12 protein-coding genes are annotated in these 15,128 nt (G+C 72.6%); 7 read left to right on the forward strand and 5 right to left on the reverse strand.

Annotation, left to right across the window (positions count from 1 at the left end):
* Positions 1 to 165 precede the first annotated feature (165 nt).
* Positions 166 to 1,434, forward strand: coding sequence for an MFS transporter (locus LQ326_RS20665; protein ID WP_234538725.1), 1,269 nt, complete (start codon positions 166 to 168; stop codon positions 1,432 to 1,434).
* Between the two features lie 238 nt (positions 1,435 to 1,672).
* On the opposite strand, the gene LQ326_RS20670 is transcribed toward LQ326_RS20665, so the two are convergent.
* Positions 1,673 to 2,578, reverse strand: coding sequence for a LysR family transcriptional regulator (locus LQ326_RS20670; RefSeq protein ID WP_234538726.1), 906 nt, complete (start codon positions 2,576 to 2,578; stop codon positions 1,673 to 1,675).
* Between the two features lie 120 nt (positions 2,579 to 2,698).
* Here LQ326_RS20670 and LQ326_RS20675 point away from each other — a divergent pair, with 120 nt between their 5' ends.
* From LQ326_RS20675 to LQ326_RS20700, 6 genes are all read left to right on the forward strand, one after another.
* Entirely contained in the window at positions 2,699 to 3,682 is a 984-nt protein-coding gene (locus LQ326_RS20675; protein ID WP_234538727.1) for a fumarylacetoacetate hydrolase family protein, read from the forward strand.
* Complete coding sequence (locus LQ326_RS20680) at positions 3,679 to 4,641, forward strand: cyclase family protein (RefSeq protein ID WP_234538728.1); 963 nt, start codon at positions 3,679 to 3,681, stop codon at positions 4,639 to 4,641. The genes LQ326_RS20675 and LQ326_RS20680 overlap by 4 nt, the downstream gene beginning before the upstream one ends.
* Before the next feature lie 228 nt (positions 4,642 to 4,869).
* Complete coding sequence (locus LQ326_RS20685) at positions 4,870 to 6,042, forward strand: FAD-dependent oxidoreductase (protein ID WP_234538729.1); 1,173 nt, start codon at positions 4,870 to 4,872, stop codon at positions 6,040 to 6,042.
* Complete coding sequence (locus LQ326_RS20690; RefSeq protein WP_234538835.1) at positions 6,039 to 7,046, forward strand: amidohydrolase family protein; 1,008 nt, start codon at positions 6,039 to 6,041, stop codon at positions 7,044 to 7,046. Before LQ326_RS20685 ends, LQ326_RS20690 begins: the two co-directional genes overlap by 4 nt.
* Positions 7,047 to 7,059: 13 nt before the next feature.
* The gene (locus tag LQ326_RS20695) at positions 7,060 to 7,998 is read left to right on the forward strand and encodes a VOC family protein (protein ID WP_234538730.1); all 939 of its coding nucleotides are present in this window, start codon (positions 7,060 to 7,062) and stop codon (positions 7,996 to 7,998) included.
* 96 nt (positions 7,999 to 8,094) lie between these two features.
* Positions 8,095 to 9,066: a fumarylacetoacetate hydrolase family protein gene (locus LQ326_RS20700; RefSeq protein WP_234538732.1), complete on the forward strand. Its 972-nt coding sequence runs from the start codon at positions 8,095 to 8,097 to the stop codon at positions 9,064 to 9,066.
* Positions 9,067 to 9,177: 111 nt separating this feature from the next.
* On the opposite strand, the gene LQ326_RS20705 is transcribed toward LQ326_RS20700, so the two are convergent.
* From LQ326_RS20705 to LQ326_RS20720, 4 genes are all read right to left on the reverse strand, one after another.
* The gene (locus tag LQ326_RS20705) at positions 9,178 to 10,191 is read right to left on the reverse strand and encodes a VOC family protein (RefSeq protein ID WP_234538734.1); all 1,014 of its coding nucleotides are present in this window, start codon (positions 10,189 to 10,191) and stop codon (positions 9,178 to 9,180) included.
* Positions 10,188 to 11,060: an alpha/beta fold hydrolase gene (locus LQ326_RS20710; protein WP_234538735.1), complete on the reverse strand. Its 873-nt coding sequence runs from the start codon at positions 11,058 to 11,060 to the stop codon at positions 10,188 to 10,190. Before LQ326_RS20710 ends, LQ326_RS20705 begins: the two co-directional genes overlap by 4 nt.
* Before the next feature lie 8 nt (positions 11,061 to 11,068).
* A complete protein-coding gene (gene mhpA / locus LQ326_RS20715) occupies positions 11,069 to 12,673 on the reverse strand; it encodes a bifunctional 3-(3-hydroxy-phenyl)propionate/3-hydroxycinnamic acid hydroxylase MhpA (protein ID WP_234538737.1) in 1,605 nt (534 codons plus the stop codon).
* Between the two features lie 887 nt (positions 12,674 to 13,560).
* The gene (locus LQ326_RS20720) at positions 13,561 to 15,048 is read right to left on the reverse strand and encodes a long-chain-fatty-acid--CoA ligase (RefSeq protein WP_234538738.1); all 1,488 of its coding nucleotides are present in this window, start codon (positions 15,046 to 15,048) and stop codon (positions 13,561 to 13,563) included.
* Between the last annotated feature and the right edge of the window lie 80 nt (positions 15,049 to 15,128).

A 15,128-nucleotide genomic window follows, 5' to 3' on the forward strand; every position in this document is an offset into this window, starting at 1 on the left:
ATCGCGCCGAGGATGGCGGTACGCGACATGACCGCCCATAGTCGTCCCTACCCGCCCGCCGACGTCCGGACGAGCCCTCGGCGCGCGGCCGTCCCCAGCATGCCGTGCGCCCGTTCGCGCCTGTGACAGGCATGCCCGCTCCGTACCCCGCCCTCTGGAGTCGTCATGCCCGGTTCCGTTCCGCCGCCGTCCGCCACCGAGGTCGACGACGCCGCCTCGCCCCCCGTGGCCGTCTCGGGCCCGGCCCATCTCCTGCGGGTCACCCTCCTGATGGCGGGCAGCTGTCTGCCGATCCTCGGGGCGGTGCTGATCGCCCCCGTGCTGCCGAAGATGCAGGACCACTTCGCCTCCGTGCCGGGGGCCAAGGCGCTGGTGCCGCTCGCGCTGACCGTGCCGGCCCTGGCGCTCGCCGTGCTGGCCCCGTTCGCCGGGGTGATCGTGGACCGGCTGGGCCGCAAGCGGCTGCTGGTCGTGGCGACCCTGCTGTACGCGGTGTTCGGCACGGCCCCGCTCTGGCTGGACTCGCTCGGCGCGATCATCGCCAGCCGCGCCCTGGTCGGGGTGGCCGAGGCCGCGATCATGACGTGCTGCACCACGCTGATCGGTGACTACTACTCGGGGCAGCGGCGGGTGCGGTACCTCGCCCTGCAGACCATGTGCGCGTCCGCGTCGGCCACGGTCTTCTTCGTGCTCGGCGGCGCCGCCGGATCGGCCGGCTGGCGGGTGCCGTTCTTCGTGTACGCCGTGAGTCTGGTGCTGGCCCCGCTGATGGCGACGGCGCTGCCGAGCCCGGCACCGCGCGCGGCGGCGGTCCGGACACCGAGCGACCGGGCCCGACGCACGTTCCCCTGGCGGCAGTTGGGCGGGATCTGCGCCCTGACCTTCTTCGGAGCGATGGTCTTCTACACCGTCCCCGTCGAGATGTCGTACCTGCTCGACGACCTCGGGGTGAAGAACTCCGGGATGATCGGACTGGCCACGGCGATCGCCAGCGCGGCGACGGTGGGCGGCGCGGTCGCCTTCGCCCGCCTGGGCCGCTCGCCGGACCCGCTGCTGCCGGCGGTCCTGGCGGTGTGCGCGGTGGGCTTCGGGCTGATGTTCCTGGCGGGCAACGCGCCGCTGCTGGTCGCCGGGGCGGTCGTCAACTGCGTCGGCACGGGGATGCTGCTGCCCGCTCTGCTGACCAGCGCGATGTCCCGCCTCGACTTCGCGGACCGCGGCCGCGGCACCGGGCTGTGGACGGCGGCCTTCTTCGGCGGCGAGTTCGCGTGCCCGCTGGTGCTGCTCGCGGGAGAGGCCGCGGTGGGGAGTCTGGCGAGGGCGGTGGGAGTGCTCGGGCTGGCTGCGGCCCTGGTCGCCGGCGGGTTGTGGACGGCCGCCCGGCGACGGGGCGAGGCGGTCGGTCCGCGGCCGTCGCCGGAACAAGTGGCATGACCGCTGCCCCCGGCGGACGCGGGCGCTGCGCGACCACCCACCAGACACCCGCAGCCGCCGGCCGGTCCATGACGGCACCACGGCGGCTGACGCCTGGCGGCTGGCAGTTGGCCACTGGCGGCTGACGCCTGACAACTGGCGCCTGACGGCCGACGGCTGGCGCCTGACGGCCGACGGCTGGCGGCTGACGCCTGACAACTGGCACCAGGCACCAGGCGGCGCCCACCGTGGGGTGTCGCTACTCCGTGAGCGACGCCCCCACCTCCGCCGCCTTCTGCCGCAACCAGATGTGCGCCGCGTCCTGCGCATGCACCGGATGCCACCACATGGCCTCCTGCACGGGTACGGCCTCGAAGGGACACGGCAGGACCCGCACCGCCGCCGAGCGCACCGCCCTGCGCGCCAGCCGTTCCTGGATCATCGCCACCCGCCGCGTGCCTTCCACCATGTGGGGCAGGAGCTGGAAGGTCTGCACGGAGACCTCCACCCGGGGACTGATGCCGATCATGCTGAGCTGGCGGGCGACCGGGGCGTCGTAGGGGCGCTGGTAGACCGCCCAGGGCAGACGGGCCAACTGGTCGAGGCTGAGTTCGTCTCCTGCCTCGGGGTGGTCGTCGGCGACCATGCACAGCCAGCGGTCGCTGAAGAGGTCGACGGCGGGCAGGCCGTCGATGACGCCGTGCGGCATCAGCAGTCCGTCGACGGTGCTCAGCACGGTCGCCGTGTTCTCCACCACCGAGGGTGCCGGATGCTGAAAGGTCAGCCGGATACCGGGCGCCTCCTCATGCAGCGCACGGGCGAGTGCCGCGCCGAAGACGGCCGCGCCGTAGTCGGAGGCGAGCAGCGTGAACTCGCGGGTCTCGGCGGCCGGGTCGAACTCGGCCTGGCTGGCGAAGACCCGTTCCAGCAGGTCGCACGCGGTGGCACTGCGGTCGCGCAGGGCCACTCCGAGCGGGGTCAGTTCGTAGACGTTGCCGGTGCGGGCGAGCAGTTCGTCGTCGAAGTGGCGGCGCAGCCGTGCCAGCGCGGCGCTCATGGCGGGCTGGCTCAGCCCCACCCGCTCCCCGGCCCGCGTGACGTTGCGTTCCTCCAGCAGCGCGCGCAGGGCGAGGACCAGGTTGAGGTCGAGTCGGGACAGGTTCACCGGGCACCACCTGGCAGGTCAGAGGTATCCATCGGATGGATTCGCCGCATCCACAGGATCTATTTCCGTGATCGCACGGCGAGGGCCAGAGTAGACCGCAACCCAGTGGGAGGAAATCTCATGGCAACGCTCGCGCAACCTGCCGGCCCGTTCGCGCTCGGCACGTTCTCCGCTCCGGAGGGACCCCGCTTCCCCGGCCTGGTGGCCGCGGACCGGGTGCTCGACCTGAGCAGAGCCCTGGACGGGGCGCCTGCCGACATCCGGGCCGTGCTGGACCGGTGGGAGGAGTTCCTGCCCGTCCTGCGCGCGCTGGCGGACGACCCCGGTCCCGGCCGGTACCCCCTGGACGGCCTGCGGGTGCACGCGCCCGTCGAGCCGCGGCAGATCTTCCAGTCCGGCGCCAACTACCGGCAGCACGTGATCGATCTGGAGGTCGCCCACCGCACCCCCGACGACCCGCGCACGGCCGAGGAGGCGCGCGCGGAGATCGCCGCCGTCATGGACCGCCGGGCGGCCGAGGACCTGCCGTACGTGTTCATCGGGCTGCCGAGCACCGTGGCCGGCCCCTACGACGACGTCGTGCTCCCCTCCTGGGCCGAACAGCCGGACTGGGAGCTGGAGTTGGCCGCCGTCATCGCCAAACCCGCGTACCGGGTTCCTGAAGCGGGGGCCCTGGAGTACGTCGCCGGGTACACGATCGCCAACGACCTGACCGACCGGGCCACAGTGTTCCGGCAGGACATGAAGGCCATCGGAACCGACTGGCTGCGCTGCAAGAACGCGCCGGGCTTCACGCCTCTCGGGCCGTGGCTCGTGCCGGCCGGGTCGGTCGCCGACCCGGGCGATCTGCGGGTCACGCTGAAGCTGAACGGCGACACCATGCAGGACGAGTCGACCAAGGACATGCTCTTCGGCGTCGCCCGGCTGGTGTCGTACATCTCGCAGACCGCTCGGCTGCTGCCCGGCGACCTGGTGCTGACCGGCAGCCCGGCAGGCAACGGCATCCACTGGGGGCGGCTGCTGCGCGACGGCGACGTGCTGGAGGGCTCCATCACCGGCCTTGGCGTGCAGCGCACCCGGTGCGTCGCGGAGGCAGCGGCATGAGCCTGGACCGCACGGACCCCGAGGGCGCGATCGCCGAGGCCGCCAAGGCGTACTCCAACTGGGGGCGTTGGGGCTCGGACGACGTGCTCGGCACCCTGAACTTCCTCGACGCGGCCAAGCGTCGCGAGGGCGCCGCGCTGGTCCGGCGGGGCGTGAGCTTCTCGCTCTCCCAGCGGTTCGACATGAACGGACCGCAGAAGGGCTGGCGGCGGCGCACCAACCCGGTGCACACCATGCTGGACACCGGCACCGACGCCGCCCTCGGCAACCAGGGCTTTCCGCACGGCATCGGCGGCGCGGACGACGTGATCGCGATGCCGCTCCAGTGCTCCACCCAGTGGGACGGGCTCGGGCACATCTTCGACCACGGCAAGGCGTGGAACGGCCGTGACGCGGCGACCACGGTCACCTCCGACGGCGACCTCGTCACCGGCATCGAGCACATGGCACCGTACGTCGCCGGACGCGGAGTCCTCCTGGATGTCGGCCAAGTCATCGGTGAAAAGGGCGAGTTGCCGGACGGCTTCGCCATCACCGAGGCGCACCTGACCGCGACCGCCGAGGCCCACGGCGTGCGCGTCGGCCGTGGCGACATCGTCCTCGTGCGCACCGGCCACCTCACCCGCGCCAGGCGCGACGGCTGGGGGGACTACGCCGGCGGGCCCGCGCCCGGACTGTCCTTCACCACCGCCGGCTGGCTGCACCGCACCGAGATCGCCGCGCTCGCCACCGACACCTGGGGCTTCGAGGTACGCCCCAACGAGTTCGAGCACGCCTTCCAGCCCCTGCACCAGGTCGCCATCCCGCACATCGGCCTGCTGATCGGCGAGATGTGGGACCTCGACACGCTCGCCGCGGACTGTGCCGAGGACGGCGTCCACGAGTTCTGGCTCACCGCCGCGCCCCTCCCCATCACCGGAGCCGTCGGCTCCCCCGTCAACCCCGTCGCCGTCAAGTAGCCCCGCACCGACGCCGGATGCACCGTTCCCGTCCCGTCCCGGACAGCGGCGGCACGTCCGGCCCGCACGCCCCTGGCCCGCGTCCCCGGCGGGCGAGAGCCGCATCCCCGCCGCCCGCATCCCCGCCAGCCGCATCCCCGCCGCCCGCATCCCCGCCAGCCGCATCCCCGCCGCCCGCATCCCCGCCGCCCGAAGCTGCGCGGCCCGATCCCGTGAGGTATCCGCGAGATGACACCCGCCCCCGCCCTCCCCCACTCCCGACTCCGCCCGAGCGGGGAAAACCCCGTCGTCCTCGTCATAGGCGGCGGTACCTCCGGAAACGCTCTGACCGTGCTCCTGCGCCGGGCCGGGATCGCCGTCGACCTGGTCGAGGCCAGCCCGGACTGGAAAGCCTCGCTCGGCTCCGGCATCACCCTCCAGGGCAACGCCCTGCGCGTCCTGCGCGAGGTCGGCGTCCTCGACGCGATCGAGAAGGACGGCTACACCGCCGACGGAGTCGCCATCCTCACCCCCGACGGCACCGTCCTGGCCGCCCACGAGGAACTGCGCACCGGCGGCGACGACCTGCCCGCCCACATCGGCATGCAGCGCCCCCGCCTGCAGCAGCTCCTCATCGAGAAGGTCCGGGCCTCGGGCGCCGACATCCGCCTCGGCACCACGGCCACCGCCTTCGACCAGCACGGGGACTGCGTGGACGTCACCTTCTCGGACGGGACGAGCCGCCGCTACGACCTGGTGGTCGGCGCCGACGGCCTGCACTCCGCCACCCGCCGGATGATCGGCATCACCGACGAACCCGTCCCCACCGGCATGGGCATCTGGCGTGCCCCCGCGCCCCGTCCGGCCGGGATCACCCGCACCGAGATGATCTACGGCGGCCCGTGCTTCATCGCCGGGTACTGCCCGACCAGCGAGGACACGGTCTACACGTATCTCGTCGAACCGGCCCGCGACCGGGCCTCGCTCGACGCCGCCTCGTACGCCGACGAGATGCGCAGGCTCAGCGAGGCCTACGGGGGTGTATGGCCGCAGCTGCGGGCCGCGTTCACCGACCCGAAGGCCGTCAACTACGCCTGGTTCGACCGGCACCTGGTGACGGGCCCCTGGCACCGCGGCCGCATCGTGCTGGTCGGCGACGCCGCCCACTGCTGCCCGCCCACCTTCGCCCAGGGCGCCGCGATGTCCCTGGAGGACGCCCTGGTCCTCGCCGAACTGCTGGCCGGCCCCGGCGACTGGGACGACCGCCTGCTCACCGCCTATCACTCCCGTCGGCTGCCGCGCGTGCGCATGGTCGTCGACGCCTCGGTGCAGCTCGCCCAGTGGCTGCTCGACGGGGTGCGGGACGCGGACGTGCCCGGCCTCCTGCACCGCACCATGACCGCGCTGCGGGAACGCCCGTGACCGGGCCCGAGCCGGCCCCCACGATCGACGTGCACGCCCACCTCCTGGTCCCGGAGGTCGAGGAGGCCGTGGCCGGCCGGCCCGGTCTCGCCGAGGCCCGCGCCCTGGACGCCCGCCGCAACGGACCGGCCGCCCTGAGGGTGAACGGCCCGATGGTCGGCGCACGCGTGCCGATGCTGACGGACGCGGCCGTGCGGCTGGCGGCCATGGACGAGCAGGGCGTGGACGTCCAGCTGGTCAGCCCCTCCCCGTCGCACTACCACTACTGGGCGGAGCCCGAACTGGCCGCGCGCGTGTGCCGGCTGGCCAACGAGTCGACGGCCGCCCACTGCGCCAAGGCCCCCGGGCGCCTGTACGGCCTGGGTCTGGTCCCCCTCCAGCACCCCGCCCTCGCGGCCGGCCTGCTCGACCACGCGCTGGAGCAGGGGCTGCGCGGCGTGGAGATCTCCTCGCACGCGCCCGGCCACGAGCTGTCGGACCCCGCGTACGAGCCGCTGTGGGCGCGGGCCGAGGAGACGGGCGCCCTCCTCCTCCTGCACCCCTTCGGGTGCACGCTCGACGAGCGGCTGGACCGCTGGTACCTCTCCAACACCGTCGGCCAGCCGACGGAGAACGCGGTCGCGCTCTCCCATCTGATCTTCTCGGGCGTCCTGGACCGGCACCCGGGGCTGAAGCTGATAGCCGCGCACGGGGGCGGCTATCTCCCCACCCACCTCGGCCGCTCCGACCACGCCTGGCGGGTGCGCCCCGACGCCCGGACCTGCACGCGGGAGCCGAGCAGTTATCTGCGGCAGCTCTACTTCGACTCCCTCGTCCACGACCCGGCCGTCCTGCGCGAGCTGGTCCGGGTCGCCGGCGCCGACCGGGTGCTGCTGGGCTCCGACTTCCCCTTCGACATGGGCGCCGACGACCCGCTCGGTGCCCTGCGCGCCGCGGGCCTGTCCGACCCCGACTTCCAGTCCGTGCGCGGGGCGAACGCCGCCGCACTGCTCCACCTCTCCTAGGAGGAATCCCCCCATGGGCGACCGTCTGCTCACCCACCTCAGGCACGTCGACCTCGCCGTGCCCGACTACGACAAGCAACTCGACTTCTACGCCGGGGTCTGGGGCCTGACCAAGGTCGCCGAGGACTCCGGGATCTCCTTCCTGGCCGCCGAGGGCTCACCGGAGAACTACGTCGTCCGGCTGCGCAGGGCCGACGAGAAGCGGCTCGACCTGGTCGCGTACGGCGCCGCCTCGGCACCCGACGTGGACACGCTCGCCGAGCGACTCCTCGCCTCCGGTGTGCGGCTGGTCTCCCAGCCCGGCAAGCTGGACACGCCCGGCGGTGGTTACGGATTCCGCTTCTTCGACGTGGACGGACGCACCGTCGAGGTCTCCGCGGACGTGGAGGTGCGCCGGCACCGCAGGATCGAGGAGAAGGAGTCGATCCCCGTCAAGCTCTCCCACGTCGTGCTCAACTCCCCCGACCTGGACGCGACCCGCTCCTGGTACGAGACCCACCTCGGATTCCGCCACTCCGACACCCTGAGTTCGCCGCACGTCGGCGATGTCATGCACTTCATGCGGATCAGCAACCAGCACCACTCGATGGCCATCGCCAAGGGCCCGCACACCTCGCTGCACCACGTCTCCTTCGAACTGCGCGGCATCGACGAGTACCTGCGCGGCTCCGGGCGCGTGCTGCGGGCCGGGTTCAAGAAGGTGTGGGGGCCGGGACGCCACATGGCGGGCGACAACACCTTCACCTACTTCCTCGACCCGCACGGCAACACGGTCGAGTACACCACCGAGTTGGAACTCCTCGACGAGGACACCTGGCACCCGCACGTCTACGACTTCTCCCGGCCGGAGGTCACCGACCAGTGGGGCACCGCCAACCCGATGAACGAACTGGTCGCCAAGGAGTCCTTCAACGACGTCGACCGCGGGGTGTTCGTCGCCCCGCCGGTCTGACCGGCCCGGAACCCTGATCACCGGGGGCGCGGCAGCACGGGCAGCCCCTGACTCCCCGCCGCGTCCCCGGTCCCGCTCTCCCGACAGGACCCCTTCATGCGCTTCGCCACGTACGAACACCGCGACCGACGCCGGGTGGCCGTCGTCGAAGAGGACGGCACACTCCGTCCGTTGCCCGGCGTCACGTCGCTGACCGGCCTGCTCGCCGCGGGCGGCGGGCTGCCGGAACTCCTCGACGCCGGATCCGCGGCGCTCGCCGTGCCGGCCGGCCCCCATGTCTCGCGGGTTCGGCTGCTGCCGCCTCTCCAGCCGCCCACCGTGCGGGACTTCGTGACCTTCGAGGAACACGTCGAGGGCGTACGGCGGTCCGTGGACGGTGCCGCCGGGGTGCCGGAGCAGTGGTATGCGGCACCGACCTTCTACTTCACCAACCCCTACGCGGTGTACGGCCCTTACGACGACGTCCCCGCACCGCCCGGATCGTCCCTGCTCGACTTCGAGCTGGAGGTCGCCGCCGTGATCGGCAAGGAGGGCCGCGACCTCACCCCCGGGCAGGCCCGTGCGCACATCGCCGGGTACACCGTGCTCAACGACTGGTCCGCCCGCGACCTCCAGTCCGCCGAGATGCGAGTGGGGCTGGGCCCGTGCAAGGGCAAGGACACGGCCACCACCCTGGGCCCGTACCTGGTGACCGCCGACGAGCTGGAGAAGTACCGCGACGAGGACGGCTTCCTGCGCCTGGGCCTCACGGCCTCGGTGAACGGCGAGGTGGTCGGCGAGGACCTGCTGTCCAACATGAGCTGGACCTTCGAGGAGATGACCGCCTACGCCTCCCGCGGCACCTGGGTCCGCCCCGGAGACGTCCTCGGCTCGGGCACCTGCGGCAACGGCGGCTGCCTCGCCGAACTGTGGGGCGTCCGGGGCAGGCAGGACCCGCCGCCGCTGCGGCCCGGAGACACGGTCACGCTCACCGTGGAGGGCCTCGGCAGCGTCTCCAACACCGTGGCCGCCGGCCCCGATCCGGTGCCGGTGCCGCCCGCGCGGCGCCGTACCCGGCAACGGCCGTGACCGCCCCGCACAAGCGGACAGGCCGCGGCCCGGGCGTCCTGCCGGCGGCCGGCCGGGCGCGGTCGCCAAGGCCGGCCCGGCGGCTGCCCGTCCGCACGGGCAGCCGTGCCGTCAGTCGTCGGGGACACCCGCCCCGCTGAGGGCGGGGACCGTGGTCTCCCGGTGGGCGAGGGAGCGGATGCCGAGCCGGAACTGGTCGAGTTTGCCGACGATGGTCTGGCCCACCGGGGTGTGGCCCCAGATGCTGATGCCCTGGTGGGTGCTGGGCTGCCAGGTCGACTCGTCGACGACGACGGGGTTCCAGCCCACCTCCCACTCGAAGCCCGACGGGGTGCGCGCGTAGTAGGACAGCTCCTTGTCGTTGGTGTGCTGCCCCACGGACAGGGCCATCTGGAAGCCGAGTTCGTGCACGCGCTGGTAGCTGCGGGCGAGGTCGTCGAGCGTGGCGGCCTGGACATTGAGGTGCTGGACGCGGGTGCGGACCGGGTCGAGGGGCAGCCCCCGGACGGCGGCGATCGCGATGGTGTGATGGCGTTCGTTGACCCGCAGGAAGCGGATCTTCAGCTTCATGCCGTTGATCGTCTCGTCGATGTAGTCGGTCAGGCGGGCGTCGAAGACGGTGTCGAAGTAACCGCGCAGCTGCGCCGGCCTGGTGGACGTGATCGCCACGTGGCCCATGCCGGAGTCGCCCGTGACCCAGCCGGAGGCGAGCATCCGCAGCGGCTCGGACGAGACCACGGGCGTGGTGCAGATCTCCTGGGTGATGCCTTTGGGGCCGGGGAAGCGCAGCAGCCGTTCGACGCCGCGCAGGGCGGCTTCCTCTGCCGAGCCCTGGACGACGGGGACCCCGTGGGCCCGGACACGCGCCTCTATCCGCTCGAACGAGGCGTGGTCGTCGATGTGCCAGCCGGTGACCACGACGTCCTCGGCCGGGCCGCGGCGGAGCAGGAACCGGCACTCCTGCTCGTCCAGGCGGAATCGCATCAGGTCGGCGGCCAGGTCGTCGTGGTGCATGCCGATGGCGTCGGTGCCGAAGCGGCGCCAGTCGGCGAAGCGGTCGGTCTCGATGACGAGGTAGCCGAGGTGGACGGCACCGAAGACGGACGGAGAGCTGTTCGTGTTCATCGGCGGCCTGCCAGGAAGTCGGCGGACAGCCGGTTGAAGAGTTCCGCGCGTTCGAACTGCACCCAGTGACCGGTGTTGGCGACGAGGTAGAGATCGCAGTTGGGCATGCGGTCGGCCAGCATACGGCCGCCGGACGGCCGGTTGACCTTGTCCGCGGTACCCCACAGCACCAGCGTGGGAACCGGCAGGCGGGACAGGCGCCGGTCCCGGGTGAAGTCCATTCTCCACAGCGTGCGCGGTGCGTTCGGGCCGGAGGGGCGGCGCAGCGGCGGGGCGGCCACGACCTCGGGGTCGAGGCTGTCCCGGTAGCGTCCGTCGATGACGCTGTCGGGCACGTCGGCGGCGTTGAAGACGAGGTACTGGCGGATGAACTTCTCCAGTTTCAGGCGCGAAGGCCCGTCCCCGGAGTAGTAGCCGAGGAGGCTGTTGAGGCCCGGGGTCGGCAGGGCGCGGGTGGTGCCGATGCCGCCCGGGCCCATCAGGACCATGCGGTCGACCCGCTCGGGGGTGTCCAGGGCCAGCCGCAGGGCGCAGGAGCCGCCGTAGGAATTGCCGACGAAGTGGGCTTTGTCCAGCTCGAGCCGGTCGAGCACGCCGCGGATGTGGTCGGCGAGGTACCCGAACGGGTCGGTGCCGTCGACGCCCTTGGTGCTGCGGCCGTAGCCGGGCAGGTCCGGGACGATGACCCGGTACTCCTTCGCCAGCTCGGCGATGTTGCGGGCGTAGTTGGAGACACCGGAGGCGCCTGGGCCGCCGCCGTGCAGCAGCAGGACGGGCGGACCGTCCCCGGTCTCGGCGACGAAGATCTTCTTGCCCGCGACGTCGAGCAGCAATTCCCGCATCGACGGCGGTTCGGTGAACGCGGTCATGGGATTCCTCAGGTGGCGGTGGCGGTCGCGGTCGGGTGCGCCGCGGGGGCGAATCCGGCCGGGGGCGGGGGAAGCGGGGCGCCCGCGGGGGCGGCGGCGTAGACGTAGGAGTCCGGCCGCAGGACGAGGGTGGCCGCGCGGTGCTCGCTCATCCAGCGCAGCAGCACTCCGTCGCTGTCGACGAGGGTGCCCTCGGCAGGGTGCGATCCGGCGGGCGTGACGGTGAACGAGGGAACACCCAGCCGGTCCCATGCGGGCTGCGGGCCGGGCAGTCCGCCGTGCAGCAGCAGCCAGTGGCCGCCGAGGACGTCGTCCAGCCGTACCGGTTCGCCGTCGGCGCCGGTCACCCGGGGCTGGGGGATCTGGTGCCCGGACGCCTTGGTGCGGGGTCGGGCCTGGAAGCCGTCGGTGTAGTGGGCGACGGGTATCCAGTTCGAGTCCTGGATCCAGTCGCTGAAGCCTGCCACGCGGTTCAGGACGGGCAGCACGAGGTCGCGGACCGCGGTCACCGCCCGGCGCCGTTCGGTGATGATCCGCCCGACGGTCACCGCCCGCCGGGTGACCTCTTTGACATGCGGCTTGCGCTCGGCCTCGTAGCTGTCCAGCAGAGTCTCGGGCAGCCGCCCGCGCAGCACCGCGTCCAGCTTCCAGCACAGGTTGGCGACGTCCCGGACCCCGGCCGCCATGCCCTGGCCGATCCACGGCGGCATGGCGTGGGCGGCGTCGCCCGCGAGGAAGACCCGGCCCACCCGGAAGCGGGCGGCGAAGCGGACGTGGTGGCTGTAGACGGTGGCACGCAGGATCTTGACGCTGTCCTCGCTGATCCCGTACCGGGCCACCAGTTCGTAGATCGCCTCGTCGCTGGTCAGGTACTGCTCGTCGTCGCCCGGCAGAACCGGGAACTCCCAGCGGTGGTGCCCCAGCGGGGTCGGGCAGTCGACCGCCGGGCGGGCCGGGTCGCAGCGGAAGCGCAGCCGGTCGTGGTCCGGCCACGGCTTGAGCATCTCGGTGTCGATGACCACCCAGCGGTCCGTGTACGTCCGCCCCTCGTAGCCGACGTTCAGCTGGGCGCGGGTCAGGCTGGTGCCTCCGTCGGCCGCGATGACGTAGGAGGCGCGCAGCCGCCGCACGGCGTCGTCGGCCGTACCGGCCACCGTCAGCTCCACGCCGTCCGCGTCCTGTCGCAGGCGCAGGCACTCGTGGCGCAGCCACACCTCCACGTTCGGGTAGCGGTCCACTCCGTCGCGCAGGACCTGTTCCAGCGCGGGCTGGTAGATGAACATCTGCGGCGGATGTCCGTGCCCGCGCGGAACGGGACGCGCGCTGACGAAGGTGCGGCCTCTCGCGTCGACGAAATCGAGCGGGCGGTCGGCGAGCATGTCCCGCTTCAGCCGCTCGGCCAGCCCGGCGCGCTGCCAGATCCTCACGACCTCCTCGTCCGTGGAGATCGCCCGGGCGCGGGAGTACACCTCCGCGTCCCGCTCCAGGACGACGACCCTGAGGCCCATCGCCCCGAGCAGGTTCGCCGCGGTCACGCCCGTGGGGCCGTATCCGATCACCGCCACGTCGTAGGCACTGTCCCCGGCTCCGTCCTGAGCCCGGATTTCACTCATCAGGCCACCTCACTGTGTCCCGTCGGTCTTGATGTAGCGTTCACTCCAATTGGAGCAGTCGTTACGGTAAGCCGGGTTCCGAGGTCGGTCAAGAGCCGCGTACGGGCAGGAACAGCACCCCCATGACCGGGCCGCGGAACGACGTGAGAGAGGCACGTCACCTTGGGGGAGTCGCGACAGCGCGCCCTCGACGTCGCACGGGTACGAGGGCACGCCCGTCGCGGCGCTCGGTGCCGGGTGCGGGTCGCCCGCCGGCTCCGGCTGCGCGCACTTCGAGGACGAGGGCGGCCTGATCGCCGCGGACATCGAGCGCGACTCGGCGGCCCCGGACTGCTGGGAGAAGAGACGGGCACCCCACTGGAGCGGGCCACGATCCCGCGCCGAAGACCGGCGAAGCCACTCGTGGACGCGCCGGGCTTCCCGCGCCTCGGCCTCACGCCCGCCCCGAAACGGCGAAACGGCGCCCCGCCGAGCCGCACGGCCGGGAAGTGACGAAAGGGTGCCGCGTACGACACCGGAGGCGGGCGCGTGATCTCCGGGTCCCGCCCGCACTGCCGTCGGGCGGGGCCGGGACGCGCGCCCGACGGGACCGCGCGTCGCGTCGCCGCGGGGCGCGCGGCGCGGGCCTGCTCACGAGGGCGGGTGTCTCGTACGGCACCGAAGGCGCGCGCCGACTCCGCCGGCGTGACATCCGGGGTCCGCCCGCACTGCCGGCGGGCGGGGGCCAGGTCGCGCGCACGACGGGACCGGGCGTCGCGTCGCCGCGGGGCGCGGGCCTGGGCACGGGAGACCGCTGTGTGGTGGTGGCCGGGGGGAAGGACGGAGCCTGACAGCGGTCTTCTCCGTTCCGGCACGGCCGGAAGGTCACCCCGGGTACGGCCGGGAGGTCACCGGGGAGGCCGGATCTCCCGCTTGAGGATCTTCCCGGTGGGGCCCTTGGGCAGGGCGGCCAGGAACCAGACCTTGCGGGGGTACTTGTACGGAGCGACGCGTTCCTTGACGAAGGACTGCAGTGCCTCGGCGGTGACCCGGGCATCGGGGGTGAGGGCGACGGCCGCGGCGACCTCCTCGCCGAGGGAGGCGTGCGGGACGCCGACGACGGCTGCCTCGACGACCTCCGGGTGCTCGTAGAGGACCTCCTCGATCTCCCGCGGGTAGACGTTGTATCCGCCGCGGATGATCAGATCCTTCTTGCGGTCGACGACGTAGAGGTATCCGTCGTCGTCCTGGCGGGCCAGGTCTCCGGTGCGCAACCAGCCGTCCGGGATCGCCTCGGCCGTCGCGTCGGGCCGGTTCCAGTAGCCCGCCATGACGTTGTGTCCCCGCACGGCGATCTCGCCGACCTCGCCGGCCGGGACTTCCCCGCCGGCGCCGTCGACCAGCCGTATCTCGACACCCTCGATCGGGGTGCCGATCGAGCCGGGCCTGCGGGGCCGGTCGCAGTGGTTGAAGGTGGCCACCGGTGAGGTCTCCGAGAGACCGTAGCCCTCGGCCACCGCGCAGCCGAAGCGGGTCTCGAAGGCGTGCAGCACCTCGGTCGGCAGCGCCGCTCCACCGGAGACGCACACCCGCAGGGTGCCGGCCTCGGCGCCGGTGGCGGACGGGGCCTGGTGCAGCAGCGCGTTGTACATCGTGGGCACCCCCTCGAAGACCGTCACCCGCAGCTCGTCGAGCAGGGCCAGCACCGCGGCCGGTTCGAAGCGGGGCACCAGGACCAGGCAGGCGCCCTGGCGGACCGCCGCGTTCATGCCGCACGTCTGGCCGAAGGCGTGGAACATCGGGAGGCAGCCCATCACCACGTCCCGCTCTCCCAGCTCGATCACCCGTTCGGCCACGACCTCGGCGTTGCGGCCGAGGTTGCGGTGGGTCAGCGCGGCGCCCTTCGGCCTGCCGGTGGTGCCGGAGGTGTAGAGGATCACGGCGAGGTCTTCGTCGTCTCGCGGCGTCTGGGTCCCGGCGGGTTCGCAGTCGTCCGCCTGCGACAGACCGGGGTCGACCGTGGTCACCACGGTGCCCGTCACCCCGGCTGCCGCCGCGGCCTCCTGCGCGGCACCCTCGTGCACGAACAGCAGGCCGGCTCCGGAGTCGGCCAGACAGTGCTCGATCTCACGTGCCTTGAGCAGCGGGTTCATCGGGACCACGACGCCACCGGCCCGCAGGATGCCGTAGTAGAGCCCCACGAACGCCGGAACGTTGGGCAGCATCACACCGACCCGGTCGCCGGCCGTCAGACCCAGAGTCCGCAGCATTCCCGCGACACGCGACGCGGCCATGTCCAGCTCCGCGTAGGTGAGAAGCGTGCTCCCGAACCGGAGAGCGGGGCGCTCGGGGTGACGGCGAGCCGTCTCCGACAGATTTCCCGCGATGTTCGGCATGCGTCCTCCTGTTAACAGCCCGGTAACCTCCGGATGCCGGGTTCAGACTGGCGTCAGGACGGGCCGCTGCCAATGGACCG

It is taken from the genome of Streptomyces shenzhenensis, from assembly GCF_021462265.1.
Classification (GTDB): domain Bacteria; phylum Actinomycetota; class Actinomycetes; order Streptomycetales; family Streptomycetaceae; genus Streptomyces; species Streptomyces shenzhenensis.

Excerpts from the sequence above, each read along its gene's own strand:
- LQ326_RS20680 (WP_234538728.1), top strand. The coding sequence starts at position 3,679 with ATGAGCCTGGACCGCACGGACCCCGAGGGCGCGATCGCCGAGGCCGCC.
- LQ326_RS20720 (WP_234538738.1), bottom strand. The coding sequence starts at position 15,048 with ATGCCGAACATCGCGGGAAATCTGTCGGAGACGGCTCGCCGTCACCCC.
- LQ326_RS20675 (WP_234538727.1), top strand. The coding sequence starts at position 2,699 with ATGGCAACGCTCGCGCAACCTGCCGGCCCGTTCGCGCTCGGCACGTTC.
- LQ326_RS20710 (WP_234538735.1), bottom strand. The coding sequence starts at position 11,060 with ATGACCGCGTTCACCGAACCGCCGTCGATGCGGGAATTGCTGCTCGAC.
- mhpA (WP_234538737.1), bottom strand. The coding sequence starts at position 12,673 with ATGAGTGAAATCCGGGCTCAGGACGGAGCCGGGGACAGTGCCTACGAC.
- LQ326_RS20700 (WP_234538732.1), top strand. The coding sequence starts at position 8,095 with ATGCGCTTCGCCACGTACGAACACCGCGACCGACGCCGGGTGGCCGTC.
- LQ326_RS20665 (WP_234538725.1), top strand. The coding sequence starts at position 166 with ATGCCCGGTTCCGTTCCGCCGCCGTCCGCCACCGAGGTCGACGACGCC.
- LQ326_RS20705 (WP_234538734.1), bottom strand. The coding sequence starts at position 10,191 with ATGAACACGAACAGCTCTCCGTCCGTCTTCGGTGCCGTCCACCTCGGC.
- LQ326_RS20695 (WP_234538730.1), top strand. The coding sequence starts at position 7,060 with ATGGGCGACCGTCTGCTCACCCACCTCAGGCACGTCGACCTCGCCGTG.
- LQ326_RS20685 (WP_234538729.1), top strand. The coding sequence starts at position 4,870 with ATGACACCCGCCCCCGCCCTCCCCCACTCCCGACTCCGCCCGAGCGGG.